The sequence below is a fragment of the Micromonospora reichwaldensis genome, from assembly GCF_031845925.1.
In the GTDB taxonomy this organism is placed as follows: Bacteria; Actinomycetota; Actinomycetes; order Mycobacteriales; family Micromonosporaceae; genus Micromonospora; species Micromonospora reichwaldensis.
In genome coordinates this window covers 32,281-46,728 of record NZ_JAVRFL010000031.1, presented here as the reverse complement: position 1 = coordinate 46,728, position 14,448 = coordinate 32,281, and the positions used below count along the sequence as shown (strand labels likewise).

At 72.2% G+C, this 14,448-nt stretch carries 13 protein-coding genes; 2 read left to right on the top strand and 11 right to left on the bottom strand.

The window, feature by feature from the left end:
• Positions 1 to 231: 231 nt before the first annotated feature.
• From RM555_RS23230 to RM555_RS23210, 5 genes are all read right to left on the bottom strand, one after another.
• Positions 232 to 573 carry a hypothetical protein gene (locus RM555_RS23230; RefSeq protein WP_132231464.1) on the bottom strand — a complete coding sequence of 114 codons (342 nt, stop codon included), beginning with the start codon at positions 571 to 573 and terminating at the stop codon, positions 232 to 234.
• A 53-nt stretch (positions 574 to 626) separates the two neighbouring features.
• Entirely contained in the window at positions 627 to 2,438 is a 1,812-nt protein-coding gene (locus RM555_RS23225; protein WP_311413722.1) for a glycoside hydrolase family 13 protein, read from the bottom strand.
• A 221-nt stretch (positions 2,439 to 2,659) separates the two neighbouring features.
• Positions 2,660 to 3,556 (bottom strand): sugar ABC transporter permease, encoded by an 897-nt coding sequence (locus tag RM555_RS23220; protein WP_151454464.1) that lies wholly within the window; start codon positions 3,554 to 3,556, stop codon positions 2,660 to 2,662.
• On the bottom strand, positions 3,553 to 5,193 hold the full coding sequence (locus RM555_RS23215) for an ABC transporter permease subunit (protein ID WP_311413721.1): 1,641 nt from the start codon (positions 5,191 to 5,193) through the stop codon (positions 3,553 to 3,555). Before RM555_RS23215 ends, RM555_RS23220 begins: the two co-directional genes overlap by 4 nt.
• Entirely contained in the window at positions 5,193 to 6,446 is a 1,254-nt protein-coding gene (locus tag RM555_RS23210) for a sugar ABC transporter substrate-binding protein (RefSeq protein WP_311413720.1), read from the bottom strand. The genes RM555_RS23215 and RM555_RS23210 overlap by 1 nt, the downstream gene beginning before the upstream one ends.
• A gap of 200 nt (positions 6,447 to 6,646) precedes the next feature.
• On the opposite strand from RM555_RS23210, the gene RM555_RS23205 reads away from it, so the two are divergent.
• Both RM555_RS23205 and RM555_RS23200 read left to right on the top strand, forming a co-directional pair.
• Entirely contained in the window at positions 6,647 to 7,735 is a 1,089-nt protein-coding gene (locus tag RM555_RS23205) for a LacI family DNA-binding transcriptional regulator (RefSeq protein ID WP_311413719.1), read from the top strand.
• Between the two features lie 209 nt (positions 7,736 to 7,944).
• The gene (locus RM555_RS23200; protein ID WP_311413718.1) at positions 7,945 to 9,579 is read left to right on the top strand and encodes a glycoside hydrolase family 13 protein; all 1,635 of its coding nucleotides are present in this window, start codon (positions 7,945 to 7,947) and stop codon (positions 9,577 to 9,579) included.
• 158 nt (positions 9,580 to 9,737) lie between these two features.
• Here the strand turns inward: RM555_RS23200 and RM555_RS23195 are convergent, their stop codons facing one another.
• The 6 genes from RM555_RS23195 to RM555_RS23170 all read right to left on the bottom strand — a co-directional run bounded on the left by RM555_RS23195 (position 9,738) and on the right by RM555_RS23170 (position 14,396).
• Entirely contained in the window at positions 9,738 to 10,178 is a 441-nt protein-coding gene (locus RM555_RS23195; RefSeq protein WP_311413717.1) for a hypothetical protein, read from the bottom strand.
• 88 nt (positions 10,179 to 10,266) lie between these two features.
• A complete protein-coding gene (locus tag RM555_RS23190; RefSeq protein ID WP_393170328.1) occupies positions 10,267 to 10,635 on the bottom strand; it encodes a GntR family transcriptional regulator in 369 nt (122 codons plus the stop codon).
• A 14-nt stretch (positions 10,636 to 10,649) separates the two neighbouring features.
• On the bottom strand, positions 10,650 to 11,573 hold the full coding sequence (locus tag RM555_RS23185) for a YihY/virulence factor BrkB family protein (protein WP_311413715.1): 924 nt from the start codon (positions 11,571 to 11,573) through the stop codon (positions 10,650 to 10,652).
• Positions 11,574 to 11,707: 134 nt separating this feature from the next.
• Entirely contained in the window at positions 11,708 to 12,265 is a 558-nt protein-coding gene (locus RM555_RS23180; protein ID WP_311413714.1) for a 2'-5' RNA ligase family protein, read from the bottom strand.
• 46 nt (positions 12,266 to 12,311) lie between these two features.
• Positions 12,312 to 13,337 carry a tryptophan--tRNA ligase gene (trpS, locus tag RM555_RS23175; protein ID WP_311413713.1) on the bottom strand — a complete coding sequence of 342 codons (1,026 nt, stop codon included), beginning with the start codon at positions 13,335 to 13,337 and terminating at the stop codon, positions 12,312 to 12,314.
• 33 nt (positions 13,338 to 13,370) lie between these two features.
• Complete coding sequence (locus tag RM555_RS23170) at positions 13,371 to 14,396, bottom strand: hemolysin family protein (RefSeq protein ID WP_311413712.1); 1,026 nt, start codon at positions 14,394 to 14,396, stop codon at positions 13,371 to 13,373.
• Positions 14,397 to 14,448: the final 52 nt, after the last annotated feature.

Sequence of the window (14,448 nt, the reverse complement as noted above, 5' to 3'; positions counted from 1 at the left end):
CCTGCACGGTGGCAGCCCTTTGAGCCGGCCTGCGCTGCGCCGCCGGCGTCCCACGTTACGGACGGGAGCGTACGCCCGCGCCCACCCACCGGCCGACAATCGTGCACGACTGTTGAGCGCCTGTTACCCCTACGTAACCCTTAGGTGGGGCAGATCACTCTCAGTGCTGGTGAGTGCGCGGCGGGGCGTCGCGGAACGTCCGGTTCTGCGCGTCGTCCCCTGCCGGTGACGTTACCGCCAGAAGACGGCCACCGCCGCGTTGACCAGGGTCAACCCGACGATTGCCAGGAAGTGCCCACGGTTGACCACGTCGCGCTTCCGGGAAAAGAAGACCATGACAAAGATCAGTATGGCGAGCACCAACTTGGTAACAAGTTTCGCGGGGGCCGGCTCGTCGCCGTCACGCAGCGGCGCCGAGAGGCCGATCCCGGTCGCCAGCATGATCACGGACCCCCAGAGCATGGCCGGGTTGATCCGCAGCTTCCCGCTGATGTACTGGACGATCGCGCCGCCGAGCAGCAGGGCGAAACCGATCAAATGGACGTAGCGAAGTATCAGTCTCAGAGCTTCCACGCCCACCATCCTCCCCCATCAACGACGGATTGTAGTAGCGGGGCGGTAGGGGGTCAGGGCAGCCGCCATGCCTGGAAGGTGGGGCCGTCCGCCGGGAGGGTGACCGCGCCGTCGGCGTCGGGGCGCAGGGCGGGGGCGCCGCCGTACACGTTCTCGGCCGGACCCAGCCCGGTCAGGCGCAGCGGCTCGCCGGCGGCGCGGCGGGCCAGCACCAGCACCGTGCCGGTCGGGGCCTCGCGCAGGAAGACCAGGGTGTCCGCGTCGGCGCGCAGCCAGCGCAGGCCGCCGTGGCGCAGCGCGGGCTCCGCGCGGCGCAGCGCGACCAGGGCGCGGTACGCGGCGAACGTCGCGGCGTCCCAGCTCTCCGGCCGGTGCCACGGCATCGGCGTACGCGAGCCCTCGCCGTTGCTGCCCGTCAGGCCCAGCTCGTCGCCCGCGAAGATCATCGGGGTGCCGGGCATGGTGGCGAGCAGGCCGGCGGCCACCTCCTGCCGCGCGGCGTCGCCGACCACGGTGCGGATCCGGGCGGAGTCGTGCGACCCGAGCAGCTGCCACGAGTGGGTGTACGACCGCCAGGAGACCAGCGAGCGGTAGGCGTCCATGGTGGCGAGCACCGCGTCCGCGTCCCGGCGCACCACCCCGCCCGGCGTGCCGAGGAAGTTCGGTACGGGCTGGCCGCCGTGCCGCAGCCAGGACCAGACCGGGTCGGTGAAGCCGACGTAGTTCATCGTGCCGTGCCAGCCGTCGCGGTCGAGATCGCCGGTGTGGTCGTGGCCGTGCTCGGCCATCAGCAGGGCGTCGGCCCGGGTCCGGGCGACCACCTCGCGCAGCAGTGCCGCCACCTCGTGCGTGTACGCGTCGGCGCCCCGCCGCCCGGTCATGTTCGCCACGTCCACCCGCCAGCCGTCCAGCCCGTACGGCGGGCGCAGCCAGCGGCGCAGCAGCGAGTCGTCGGCGGTGGCGAAGCGCCGGCGCAGCTCGGCGCTGCCCCAGTTCAGCTTCGGCAGCGACTTGACCCCGTTCCAGGACTCGTAGTCCCCGGTCACCTCGTCGAAGTAGTACAGCCCCCGCTCGGGCGCGGACACGTCGGAGGCGGCCCTGGTGAACCACTCGTGCGTGTCGCCGGTGTGGTTGCTGGTGATGTCGCCGAGCAGCCGCCAGCCCCGGGCGCGTACGGCGTCGGCGAGGCGGGCCAGGGCGGCGTCCCCGCCGAGCAGCGGGTCGACGGTGTCGAAGCTGGCGGCGTCGTAGCGGTGGTTGGAGCGGGCCGGGAAGACCGGGGTCAGGTAGACGGTGTTCACCCCGAGGCGGTCCAGGTGGTCCAGCCGCTCGGCGACGCCGTCCAGGTCGCCGCCGTAGAACTGCCGGGGCGTCTCGGGCCCGCGCCCGATCACCGGGGTGTCCCAGTCGCAGGGGATCGCCCAGTCCGGCAGCTCGCGGACCTCGGCGGCGGCGGAGCGGGCGAACCGGTCCGGGAAGATCTGGTAGATCACCGCGTCGCGGGCCCAGGCGGGCGGCGGGGCGTGCGTGACCAGCTTGAAGTCGCCGTTGTCGGGCACGTCGTGGCCCACCACGCCGGCGGCGTTCAGCCAGCGGCTGCCGCGGCTGCCGGTGAGCATGAACCGGTAGTTGCTGACCGGGTTGCGGGCCTCGACGGGCACCCGCCACCAGACATCGGCGCCGTCGGTGCGGTCGACGACCGCCTCGGTGAACCGGGGCTCGCCGTCGCCGGTGGTGCGCACGTGCACCTGCCGGACGTCGGCGCCGGCCGGCATCCGGACGAAGACGTCGACGACGTCGCCGAGGGCGGGCTCCTGCTCGGGGACGTACAGGGCGGAGCCGTCGTGGTGCGGCAACAGGGACATGGTGGTGCCTTTCGCGTCGGACGGACGGGGAGAGAAATGGGTCTCCCGCCGCGGCCGGTTCCCCGACCGCGGCGGTCGATCCGTGACTGCTCCGGTGTACGTCGGACGCCGACGCCCTTGCCGCAGCTCTGCGTGTCGCGGAACGGCCGGTGGACCCGGCTGGTCGCGACGGAGCGGCACCCCTCGCCTCGACCTCGGCGAGGAGCGACCACCTATCCGGTTTATCCCTTGACCGCCCCGGCCGTGAGGCCGTTGACGATGTAGCGCTGGAGGAGTTGGAACACCAGCACCGTCGGGATGGCGGTGAGCAGGGTGCCCGCCGCGAAGATCCCGAAGTTGTTGTTGCGTTCGCCGGCCACCAGCCCGAACATGCCGACCGCGAGGGTCTTCGAGTTGGTGTTCGTGAGGAACACGTTGGCGATCACGAACTCGTTGATCGAACCGATGAAGGCGAGCAGGCCGGTCACCGCCAGGATCGGCGCCACCAGCGGCAGCATGATCCGGAAGAAGATCTGGGCGTGCGAGGCGCCGTCCATGGTGGCGGACTCGTCCAGCTCCTTCGGCAGCGTGTCGAAGAAGCCCTTCATCAGCCAGGTGTTCGCGCCGAGGGCGGCACCCATGTAGAGCAGGAAGAGACCCCACGGGGTGTTGAAGCCGATCACCGGCCACAGTTCGGTGACCTTCGTGAAGATCAGGAAGATCGCCACGATCGCCAGGAACTGCGGGAACATCTGGATCAGCAGCAGGGAGAGCAGCCCGACGCGGCGGCCGGCGAAGCGCATCCGGGAGAAGGCGTACGCCGCCAGCGCCGACAGGAAGATCGACGCGAAGCTGGCCACCCCCGCCAGGAGCAGCGAGTTGAGGAACCAGCGACCGAAGGCGGTCCGCTCGAAGAGGTTGGTGAAGTTCTCCAGCGAGGCACCGGTCGGCACCAGCTCCGTGGAGGAGAGCGTGCCGAGCGGGTTGAGCGCTGCCGAGACGACGAACAGGATCGGAAAGAGGCTGAACGCCACCGCCAGGATGCCGACCAGGTGCCGCCATCCCACCTGGGCGAACCAGCGGTTCCGCCGTCCGGTCGCGTTGCGGTTGGCGACGGGCGCTTCGGTGCGGGTGCTCACGAGTACACCTCCTCCTGCTTGCGGGTCCGGGAGAAGCTGATCGCCGACACCGTCGCCACGATCGCGAAGATGAAGATCGAGACAGCGGCGGCCAGTCCGTACTCGGCGCCCTGGGCGCCGAAGGCCAGCCGGTAGGTGTAGGTGATCAGCAGGTCGGTGGCGCCGGCCGTCGGGTTGTCCGCCGGGAACGGTCCGCCCTCGGTGACGAACTGGATCGCGTTGAAGTTGTTGAAGTTGTACGCGAAGGACGCGATCAGCAGCGGCGAGATCGCCACCAGCAGCAGCGGCATGGTCACCGCGCGGAACGACTGGAACGGCGACGCCCCGTCGACCGAGGTGGCCTCGGTCAGCTCGCGTGGGATGGCCTGCAACGCGCCGGTCGTCACCAGGAACATGTACGGGTAGCCGAGCCAGAGCTGCACCAGCAGCACCGCGAGCCGGGCCGACCAGGTCTCGCCGAACCAGTCCACCCCGAGCCCGAACAGGTTGTTGATCAGGCCGAAGTCGGTGTTGAACATGTCCCGCCAGACCAGCAGCATCGCGAACGACGGCATGGCGTAGGGCAGGATCAGCAGCACCCGGTAGAAGTTCGTGCCCCGCATGCGGGGCGAGTGCAGCGCCAGCGCGATGCCCATGCCGAGCAGGAACGTGAAGCCGGTGGAACCGAGCGCGAAGGCGAAGTTCCAGATCAGCGTGCTGAAGAACGGGCCGGAGATGGCCGGGTCGGTGAGCACGTCGGCGAAGTTGCGCAGCCCGACGTTGACCTGCCAGCCCTGGGCCAGCGTCTCGCCGTCCGCGGCGACGAAGGAGCCGACCTTCCCGTCGGCGGTCCAGGTCTTACCGGTCTCGCTGTCGCGGATGCAGTCGCAGCCCGCGTCGTACGCCCGGACCGCCTTGCCCTCGTAGGCGCGCGACAGGCCGGACGAGCGCAGCGCGCCCCCGGAGGTCGGCACCACCAGGTCGGTGATGTCCTTGCTCCGCGTGCTGGCCTCGCCGAAGTTGAGGATCTGGTAGCCGTCGGCGGCGGTGACCTTGCCGCCCGGCGCGACGGTGACGCTGCCGGCGTCGAGCGGGCGCAGGCCCTCGGTGTCGCCGACGGAGACGGTGTTCGTCTGCGGGTCGGTGACCAGGAAGACCAGCGTGCCGGTGGCCGGGTCGCCCTTCGTGGCGACGGTCAGCGGGTACTGGACCGAGCCGGGGACCTGCGTCACCGAGCCGCTCTGGATGGCGACGATGGCGTCGTCCTTGCTGCCCCGGTGGCCGTCGCCGAAGTTCGTGAAGGCGGTGCTCGCGGTGTAGAGCACCGGAATGATCTGGAACGCCACCAGGAAGAGCGTGCCCGGGAGCAGGTACTTGACGGGGATGTGCCGGGGGGTCAGGTAGAGGTAGAAGAGGCCGGCGGTGGTCGCCAGCAGGATCGCCAACCCGACCCAGAGTTCGGCCTCGATGAGCGGGAAGGCCGCCCAGACCGCGATCCCGGCCACGAGGCCGAGCAGGACCACCTTGACCAGCATGCCGGTCAGGGTGATCGGCGCGTGGTTCCGCGCGGTACGGGACGTGCGCGGGGACCCGGACCGTACGGGCCCCCGGCCCGGGGGCTGCGTGGCAGTCCCCGGGCCGGACGACGGCGTGCTCATTACTTGATCTGGCCGGCGATCGTCTTACCGGCGGCGGTGATCGTCTTGGCCGGGTCGGCGCCGCCGATGATGGCGGCCTCCGCCTTGCCGAACGGGTCCCAGATCGCGGCCATGGCCGGGATCGCCGGGAGCACCTGGCCGTTCTTGCCGGCCTCCTGGAACTTGGCCAGGTCCGGGTCGCTGCCCTTGACCTGGTCGAGCGCGGCGGTCAGCGCCGGGGGACGCGGCTCGGCGTTGTAGAGCGCCATGGCGAGGTCCGGGGTGGTCACGTGGTTCGCGACGAACTCCTGCGCCAGGGCCTTGTTCTGCCCCTTGGCCGCGACGTAGAAGGACTGGACGCCCACGAACGGCTGGGCCTCCTTGCCGCCGGCGAAGCCGGGGACCGGGGAGATGTCGTACTTGATGTTGGCCTTCTTGGCGTCGGCGATGGCCCACGGGCCGGAGACCAGGAAGGCGCACTTCTTGCCGGTGAAGGTGGCGATGGAGTTCTCGCCGGTGATGGAGCGCTTCAGCGCACCCTCGCCCTTCTCACCCAGCTTGGCGATCTTCTGGAACGCCGCGATCGACTCCGGCTTGCCCACGCCCAGGTCCTTCGGGTCGTAGTCGCCGTTGGCGGCGGTGCCGAAGAGGTAGCCGCCGGCCGAGGTGTAGAGCGGGTAGATGTGGTACGCGTCGCCGTTCTGGCCGGACTGGAGGCAGAGGATCTCGCTGGCCTTCTTCTCGGCCTTGAGCTTCTTGCCGGTGGCGACCAGCTCCTCGATGGTCTTCGGCGCCTCGGGAGCCAGCTCGGTGTTGCGGATCAGCGCCAGGTTCTCCATGGCGTAGGGCACGCCGTAGAGCTGGCCGTTGAACGTGACGGCCTTGACGGCGGTCTCGTTGAAGGCGCTCTTCTGCTCGGCGGCGAGCTGGACCGGGTCGATGGCGCCGTTCTGCACCAGGTTGCCGATCCAGTCGTGCGCGCCGACCACGACGTCCGGGCCGCTGCCCTGCTGGGAGGCGGTGACGAAGTTGGTCTGGAGGTCCTTGGAGACGGCCTGGACCTCGACCGTGACGCCGTTCTCCTTGCCGAACTTCTCGCCGAACGGCTTGAGGGCGGCAGCGCGCTTGTCGTCGGCCCAGATCACCAGCTTGCCGCCGGTGGCGGCCTTGCTGGACTCGTTCGCGGCCGGCTCGTCGTTGCTGTCGCCACCACAGCCGGAGGCGGCGAGCGCCAGGCCGAGGACGGCGACCACACCCGCGGTACGGATGCGCATCGGTACTCCTGTCGTCATGGCGGCACGCCGGGGGAAGGGCGGACCCGCCAGTGGAAGCTCTGTAAGTTTCTTGCCAACCGGCGCTCGGCGTGCTGCGCCGCTGCTCTCGCGTGTTGCGGGGACGTTAGCAAGAGGTTTCAGAGAATGGAAGGGCTTGCAGAAGTGTACGCAAGAACTTGCCCGTGAGCTAAAGTGCGCCCATGCGCGCTCGACTGTCCGACATCGCCCTACAGGCCGAAGTCAGCGAGGCCACGGTGTCGCGGGTGCTCAACGACCGCCCGGGAGTGGCCCCCGAGACCCGGCAAGCCGTACTCACCGCCCTCGATGTGCTCGGTTACGAGCGCCCGGCCCGGCTACGCAAGCGCAGCGCCGGCCTCGTGGGTCTGGTGGTCCCCGAACTCGACAACCCGATCTTCCCCGCCTTCGCCCAGGTGATCGAGTCGACCCTGGCGCAGAGCGGCTTCACCCCCGTGCTGTGCACCCAGACGGCCGGCGGGGTCACCGAGGACGAGTACGTCGAGATGCTGCTGGACCGGCAGGTCTCCGGAATAGTCTTCGTCTCCGGCCTGCACGCCGACACCGCCGCCAACCACGACCGCTACCGGGCCCTGATCGCCCGCCCGCTGCCCGTCGTGATGATCAACGGGTACGCGCCCGGCATCCCCGCGCCCTTCGTCTCCTGCGACGACGGCGAGGCCACCGAGCTGGCCGTGGCCCACCTGGTGGCGCTCGGGCACCGCCGCATCGGCCTGATCACCGGCCCGGACCGGTTCGTGCCGGTGCAGCGCCGGGTCGCCGGCTTCCGGGCCGCGATGAGCCGCCTGGTCGGCGTCGACGAGGCCGGCCTCGACGAGTTGGCCGAGCTCTCCCTGTTCGGTGTGGAGGGTGGCGAGGCCGCCGCCGCCCGGCTGCTGGAGCGCGGCGTCACCGGCATCGTCTGCGGCTCCGACCTGATGGCGCTCGGCGCGATCCGGGCCGCCCGGCAGCGCGGCATGTCGGTGCCCGGCGAGCTGTCGGTGGTCGGCTACGACGACTCCCCGCTGATGGCCTTCACCGACCCGCCGCTGACCACCATGCGGCAGCCGGTGGCCGCGATGGCCGTCGCCGCCGTCCGGGCCCTGGTCGACGAGATCAACGGGCACGCCGCCCCGAACTCCGAGTACGTGTTCCGCCCGGAACTGGTGGTGCGCGGCTCCACCGCGGTCGCGCCCACCGACGCCGCGCGGCCGGCCCCTGGCGGCCCGACGCGGCAGCGCCCGGCCCCGCCCGCGCTCGCCGTCCCGGCCTGACCGCCCGCACTCGCCGCCCCGGCCTGACCGCCCGCTCCCGCAAGGGGCCGGGCGGTCGAGTATCGCCGCGCGCCGTGACCCACGCCATTTCTTGCGCAAGGAATGCTTGACTCTTGCAGTCACGGGCGGCATTCTGCTCAGACACCGCACCCGCACCCGCGCCACGCCGGGTGCCGCCGTCCCGCGCCACAGAACGGGGAACGCCACCGATGACCGTCAGCAACCCCACGCCGCTGACCTCCGACGACGACTGGTGGCGCTCCGCGGTCGTCTACCAGGTGTACGTACGCAGCTTCGCCGACTCCAACGGCGACGGCGTCGGCGACCTCCAGGGCATCCGTGAGCGCCTGCCGTACCTGCACGACCTCGGGGTGGACGCCCTCTGGCTGACCCCCTTCTACACCTCCCCGATGGTCGACGGCGGGTACGACGTCGCCGACTACCGCGACGTCGATCCGATGTTCGGCACCCTCACCGACTTCGACAACATGATCACCGACGCGCACGCCCTCGGCCTGCGGATCATCGTCGACCTGGTGCCCAACCACACCTCCAGCGCGCACCCGTGGTTCCAGGCGGCGCTGGCCGCCGGGCCGGGCTCCGCCGAGCGCGCGCGCTACCTCTTCGCCGAGGGCACGGGCGAGAACGGCGAACTGCCCCCGAACGACTGGGAGAGCATCTTCGGCGGCCCCGCCTGGACGCGCACCGACGACGGCCAGTGGTACCTGCACCTGTTCGACCCGGCCCAGCCGGACCTGAACTGGCGCCACCCCGAGGTGCGCGCCGAGTTCGAGGGCGTCCTGCGCTTCTGGCTCGACCGCGGCGTGGACGGCTTCCGGATCGACGTGGCGCACGGCATGATCAAGGCCGAGGGGCTGCCGGACGTCGGGTTCAGCTCGATGACCACCGGTCAGCGCCAGGCGGAGCTGCTCGGCAAGGGCCGGCTCCCCTACTTCGACCAGGACGAGGTGCACGAGATCTACCGCGCCTGGCGGCCGATCCTGGACAGCTACCCGGGCGGCCGGATGGCGGTCGCCGAGGCGTGGGCCGAGACCCCGCAGCGCCTCGCCCGCTACATCGGCCCGGACGAGCTGCACCAGGCGTTCAGCTTCGACTTCCTCGACGCGACCTGGTCGGCCGACTCGTTCCGCAAGGTCATCGACACCGCGCTCGCCGAGTCGACGATCGTCGGCGCGCCCACCACCTGGGTGCTGTCCAACCACGACAAGCAGCGGCACGTCACCCGCTACGGCGACGGCGCCGAGGGGCTGCGCCGGGCGCGGGCCGCCACCCTGCTGATGCTCGCCCTGCCCGGCTGCGCCTACATCTACCAGGGCGAGGAGCTGGGCCTGCCGGAGGTGCTCGACCTGCCGGACGAGCTGCGCCAGGACCCGGCGTTCCTGCGCACCGGCGAGAGCCGGGACGGCTGCCGGGTGCCGATCCCGTGGAGCGGCGAGCTGGCCCCGTACGGCTTCGGGCCGCAGGGCAGCGAGCTGAGCTGGCTGCCGGCCCCGGCGACCTGGCGCGGCCTCTCGGTCGCCGCCCAGGCCGGCGTGCCCGGCTCGACGCTGGAGCTCTACCGCGCCGCGCTGCGGATCCGCCGGGAACACCCGGCGCTGGCCGCCGACGCGGGCGGAGTCACCTGGTTGGAGGCCGGGCCGGGCGTGCTCGCCTTCAGCCGCGCCGCCGGCGACACCGTGCTGACCTGCGTGGTCAACATCAGCGGTGCGCCGGCCCTGATCGACGGGTACGGCGTGCCGATCGCCGCCAGCGAGCCGCTCACCGGGCAGGGCTCCGGCCATCTGCTCGGAATCGACGCGGCGGCCTGGTTCGAACGGCGCTGAGCGGGTAACCCGTCATCGACCTGGTCGTCCGTCGTGCCCCGCGCCGACGGGCGACTGGGCCATCGACCCCTTGTGGTGGGGGGTGAGGTGGCGCCGGCGTCATCGGAGTCCGCTCCGGCGGCGCCGGCGTCCGTCTGGATGCGCCCGCCCGGATCGGCTCAGGCGCCGCCGGTGAGCTTCGCGGCGATGCGCCCGAAGCCGGCCCGCAGCTCGGCCTCGGTGGGCGGGGCCAGCGGCTCCGCCCGGTCGGCCTCCTCGGCCGCCGCCTCCAGTTCCTCGTCGATGGTGTCCTCGAAGTCGCCGTAGAGGTCGGCCTGGTCGAGCTGCGCCGCCTCGTCCTCGGCGGCGACCTGCGCCGCGGCGATCTCGCCCCGGATCTCCTCGGCCGAGACCGCGGGCAGCAGCGGCTCGACCACCGCCATCAGCTGCTCCTCGGCGACGATCGCCTCGGCCAGCGCGAGGGCGTGCGGCCGCTCGTAGGGGCCGCAGACCACCGGCTCCCACTCGTCGGCGTCGCCGAGCGGGCCGAAGGTGATGATCCACGGCAGGCCGAGCATCGGCGAGTCGTCCGGCAGGTCCAGTGTCACGAGTGCGCCCACGCGCCCATCATGGTCCGTCACGCCCCCGGACCGGGAGGCATTCGCCCCTATTTCACCGCCGTCGTGGCTGTCGGGACTCCGCCGCGCGTCAGCCCGGTCGGGCCGCGTCCAACGCCGCGCGGACCAGGGCCAGCGCCGCCGCGGGCGGCACGCCCAACCGGGCGGCCTCGGCGGCGTAGTCGGCCGCGACCCGCTGCAACCGGTCCGTCGCGTCGTCGCGCCCGGGCGCGACGAAGGTGCCGTGCCGTCCTCGGGTCTCCAGCAGACCGGCCGCCTCCAGCTCCCGGTAGGCCCGCGCCACGGTGTTGACCGCCAGCCCGAGGTCGGCCGCGAACGCCCGGACGGTGGGCAGCCGGGTGCCCACCGCCAGCCGGCCCGTCCCGATCAGCTCCGCGAGCTGCCCGCGCACCTGCTCGTACGGCGGCACCGCCGAGGCCTGGTCGACCGAGATCCGCACGCCCGCTCCCCCGCTCATCCGGCCCCGCCCGGGGTGCCGGGATCCGTCTCCGCGTCCGTTTCGGCCGGTGCCGGGCTCGCCGCCAGATCCACCACGCGACCGCGCGGGCTGGTCGCGGCCAGCGCCGCGCCGAAGAGCACCAGCTGGTTGAGCAGGTAGAGGTAGAGCAGCAGGCCCACGGCGCCCGCCACGACCGTGTACGCCGGGTTCCGCTCGGTGCGTACCACGTAGAAGCGCCCGACCGTGTTCAGCAGCGTGATGCCGACCGCCACCAGCAGCACCACGGGGCGCAGCCGGGACCGGGTCATCCGCAGCCTCGGCACCGCCACCAGCAGCAGGGTGGCCAGCACCGCGTTGACCAGCACGCTGAGCACCGCGCTGACCGCGGTCAGGCCGGCCGAGCCGGTGCTGCGCAGCAGGAAGCGCAGCAGCGACTCCAGGGTGTCCACCGCCGCCACCGAGACGCCGAGCAGCACGAAGATGACCACCAGCACGCCCAGGTCGACCAGGCGGCGGACCACCAGGTTGCCCGGTTGCTGGTTGAGCCCGTACATGAGCCGCTGGGAGGAGCGGATCGCCTCCACCCAGCCGATCCCGGTGAACGCCAGGATGATCAGGCCGACCACCCCGACCGTGCCGCTGCTGTCGGCGATCTGCACAGGGTCGAGGAACGGCAGGTTCTCCCGGAGGAAGTCGGCGGCGGCGTCGCTGACCTCGTCGTTGTCCTCCAGGATGGCCCCGAAGATCGAGTATCCGACCAGCGCCAGCGCGAAGACCGCGAAGAAGCCGTAGTAGGCGATCGCGGCGGCCAGCCGCCCGCCCAGCACGTCGGTGTAGAGCACGCCGGCCCGCCACAGGTGGTCCGCGACGCCCCACCGGCGGCGCGCGGCGCTGATCCTGCGGTCGATGCCCGCCTCGATGCGGCCCAGCACGTTCACGCCGTCATCCTCGCCGATCTCCCGCCCCCGCGCGGGCAACCGGACGCCGCCCCGCACCGGGCGGCGGTCGTCCTGCGCGGGCCGGCGTCGGGGAAGTGGGCGCCGTGGCGCTCGTGGCGCACTCGGGCGACCGCTCAGCCGCCCAGCCGGAAGTCCCGGCGCGGCTGCCACCGGGTCTGCCCGCTGTGCGAGAAGAGGGTGAACGCCTCGACCTCGAACATGGCCGAGAAGTCGGCCAGGTCCTCGTACGCCCTGTCCAGCGCCTCCGGCGCGACGTCCTGGGCGACCGTGACGTGCGGGTGGTACGGGAAGCGCGTCTCGCGGTGCAGCTCCGGGGCGGCGCTGATCGCGGCGGCGAGCAGCTCGCACTCGCTGATCCCGGCGGCCACCGCCACGAAGACGACCTGGGTCACCGGCCGGAACGTGCCGGTGCCCCGCAGGTGCAGGGTGAACGGCAGGTGGGCGGCGGCGACCGCCCCGAGGTGCCGTTCCACCGCCGGCAGCGTCGCCACCGGGATCTCGGTCGGCCCGAGCAGGGTCACGTGCGCGGGCACGACCCGAGGGTCGCCGGCCTCGACCCGCCGCCGGGTGAGCATGCCGCCCCACGGCTCCGGGATGTCGACCGCGATGCCGATCTCGATGGTGTCACCGGCGTCCGGCGTCCCGTCCCTGCGATCCACGCTCTGCGTCATCCCTCCGGCCACCGGCCCGTCCGCCCTCACCCGTCGCGCCGGGGCGCTACTCGCCGCGCACCGGCGGGAAGAAGCCCACCCGCTCGTACACGGTGCGCAGCGTCTCGCCGGCGGTCGCGCGGGCCTTCTCCGCGCCGGCGGCGAGCAGCTTGTCCAGCTGCGCCGGGTCGTCGAGGTAGGTCCGGGTGCGCTCCTGGATCGGGCCGACGAACTCCCGCACCACCTCGCCGAGGTCCTTCTTCAGGTCGCCGTAGCCCTTGCCGGCGTACGCGGCGACCAGGTCGTCGACGCTGCGCCCGCTCAGGGCCGAGTAGATGGTCAGCAGGTTGGAGATGCCGGGCTTGGTCTCGGTGTCGAAGACGATCTCCCGCCCCGTGTCCGTGACCGCGGAACGGATCTTCTTGGCCGAGCGGGCCGCGTCCTCCAGCAGGTTGACGATGCCGGCCGGCGACGAGGACGACTTCGACATCTTGGCCGTCGGGTCCTGAAGGTCGGTGATCTTCGCGGTGTCCTTGACGATGTGCGGCGCGGGCACCGTCAGGGTCGGCCCGAACAGCGAGTTGAACCGCTGGGCCAGGTCGCGGGAGAGCTCCAGGTGCTGGCGCTGGTCCTCGCCCACCGGCACGGCGTTGGCCTGGTAGAGCAGGATGTCGGCGGCCTGCAGGACCGGGTAGGTGAACAGGCCCACGCTCGCCCGCTCGCCGCCCTGCTTCTGCGACTTGTCCTTGAACTGCGTCATCCGGCTCGCCTCGCCGAACCCGGTGATGCAGCCCAGCACCCAGGCGAGCTGCGAGTGCTCGGGCACCTGCGACTGCACGAAGAGCGTGCTGCGCTCCGCGTCGAGGCCGACGGCGAAGAGCTGGGCGGCCGCCATCCGGGAACGCTGCATGAGCGTCTTCGGGTCGTGCCCCGCGGTGATCGCGTGCAGGTCGACCACGCAGTAGTAGGCGTCGTGGGTGTCCTGCAACGCCACCCAGTGCCGCACGGCGCCCAGGTAGTTGCCGAGGTGGAACGAGTCGGCCGTCGGCTGGATGCCGGAGAAGACGCGGGGGCGGGCGGGTACGTCGGACATGGCGGCAATTCTGTCAGCAAGACCCGGTGCGCGTCATGACGGGCCGGCGGGTCGGCTCCGCCCCGTCGGTGTCGGGGCGGCGGCCTCGCGCCGTGGCTCCGGCAGGCGCCCGGCGGTGACCGTGAGCCGGGCCACCCGTCGCCCCTCCAGCGTGAGCACCCGCAGCAGCCATCCGCCGGACGGGTCGTCGGGTGCCGCGCCGCCGTCGCCGGCCGGGCCGGCGGTCACCGGCACCTCGTCGCCGGCGACCGGGAGCCGGCCCAGCGCGGCCATCACGAATCCGCCGACCGTCTCGTACGGGCCGGACGGCAGGCTCACCCCGGTGCGCTCGGCGAAGTCGGCGAGGTTGAGCCGGCCGTCCACCACGGCGGGCAGGCCCGCGTGCACCGGCTCGGGGGCGGTGTCGTACTCGTCGTGGATCTCCCCGATCAGCTCCTCGATCAGGTCCTCCAGGGTGACGATGCCGGCGGTGCCGCCGTACTCGTCGACCACCACGGCGAGGTGGTGGCGTTCCCGGCGCATCTCGCTGAGCGCGGCGAGCACCCGCTTGCTGCCGGGCAGCCGCTTCACCTCCCGGGTCAGCTCGCCGACGGTGGTGTGGGGGTCGAGGTCGGGGCGGAGCAGCACGTCGCGCAGGTGCACGAAGCCGACCACGTCGTCGTGGGTGCCGTCGACCACGGGGTAGCGGGTGTGCGTCTCGGCCCGGACCAGCCGCTCCGCCTCGGCGATGGTGTGCCGGGCGGAGAGGAAGACGACCTCGGTGCGCGGCATCATCACCTCGCGGACCAGGCTCGCGCCCGCGACCAGCACCTCGTCGATGATCCGGCGCTCGACCGGGTCGAGCAGGGTGTTGGCGGCGACCAGGTCGCGCAGCTCCGCCTCGCTGATCCGCTCCCGGCCCGCCGCCGGGCTGGCGCCGAGCAGGGCCGTCACCGCCCGGGTGGCGGCGTCGGCGGCGCGCACCACCATCCGGGCGACGGCCCGGGGCAGCGGCCCCGGCTCACGGCGTGGCCGGCCCCGGGCGCGTCGCCGCGGCCCGGGAGCACCCGCTTCCCGCATGACTGTGATGGTAGACAGCACGGCGCCAGCGGGCGGTCCATGTTCGGCTCTG

Coding starts and splice junctions, on each gene's coding strand:
- RM555_RS23205 (WP_311413719.1), top strand. CDS start 6,647: ATGCGCGCTCGACTGTCCGACATCGCCCTACAGGCCGAAGTCAGCGAG.
- RM555_RS23215 (WP_311413721.1), bottom strand. CDS start 5,193: ATGAGCACGCCGTCGTCCGGCCCGGGGACTGCCACGCAGCCCCCGGGC.
- RM555_RS23170 (WP_311413712.1), bottom strand. CDS start 14,396: ATGCGGGAAGCGGGTGCTCCCGGGCCGCGGCGACGCGCCCGGGGCCGG.
- RM555_RS23210 (WP_311413720.1), bottom strand. CDS start 6,446: ATGCGCATCCGTACCGCGGGTGTGGTCGCCGTCCTCGGCCTGGCGCTC.
- RM555_RS23225 (WP_311413722.1), bottom strand. CDS start 2,438: ATGTCCCTGTTGCCGCACCACGACGGCTCCGCCCTGTACGTCCCCGAG.
- RM555_RS23200 (WP_311413718.1), top strand. CDS start 7,945: ATGACCGTCAGCAACCCCACGCCGCTGACCTCCGACGACGACTGGTGG.
- trpS (WP_311413713.1), bottom strand. CDS start 13,337: ATGTCCGACGTACCCGCCCGCCCCCGCGTCTTCTCCGGCATCCAGCCG.
- RM555_RS23180 (WP_311413714.1), bottom strand. CDS start 12,265: ATGACGCAGAGCGTGGATCGCAGGGACGGGACGCCGGACGCCGGTGAC.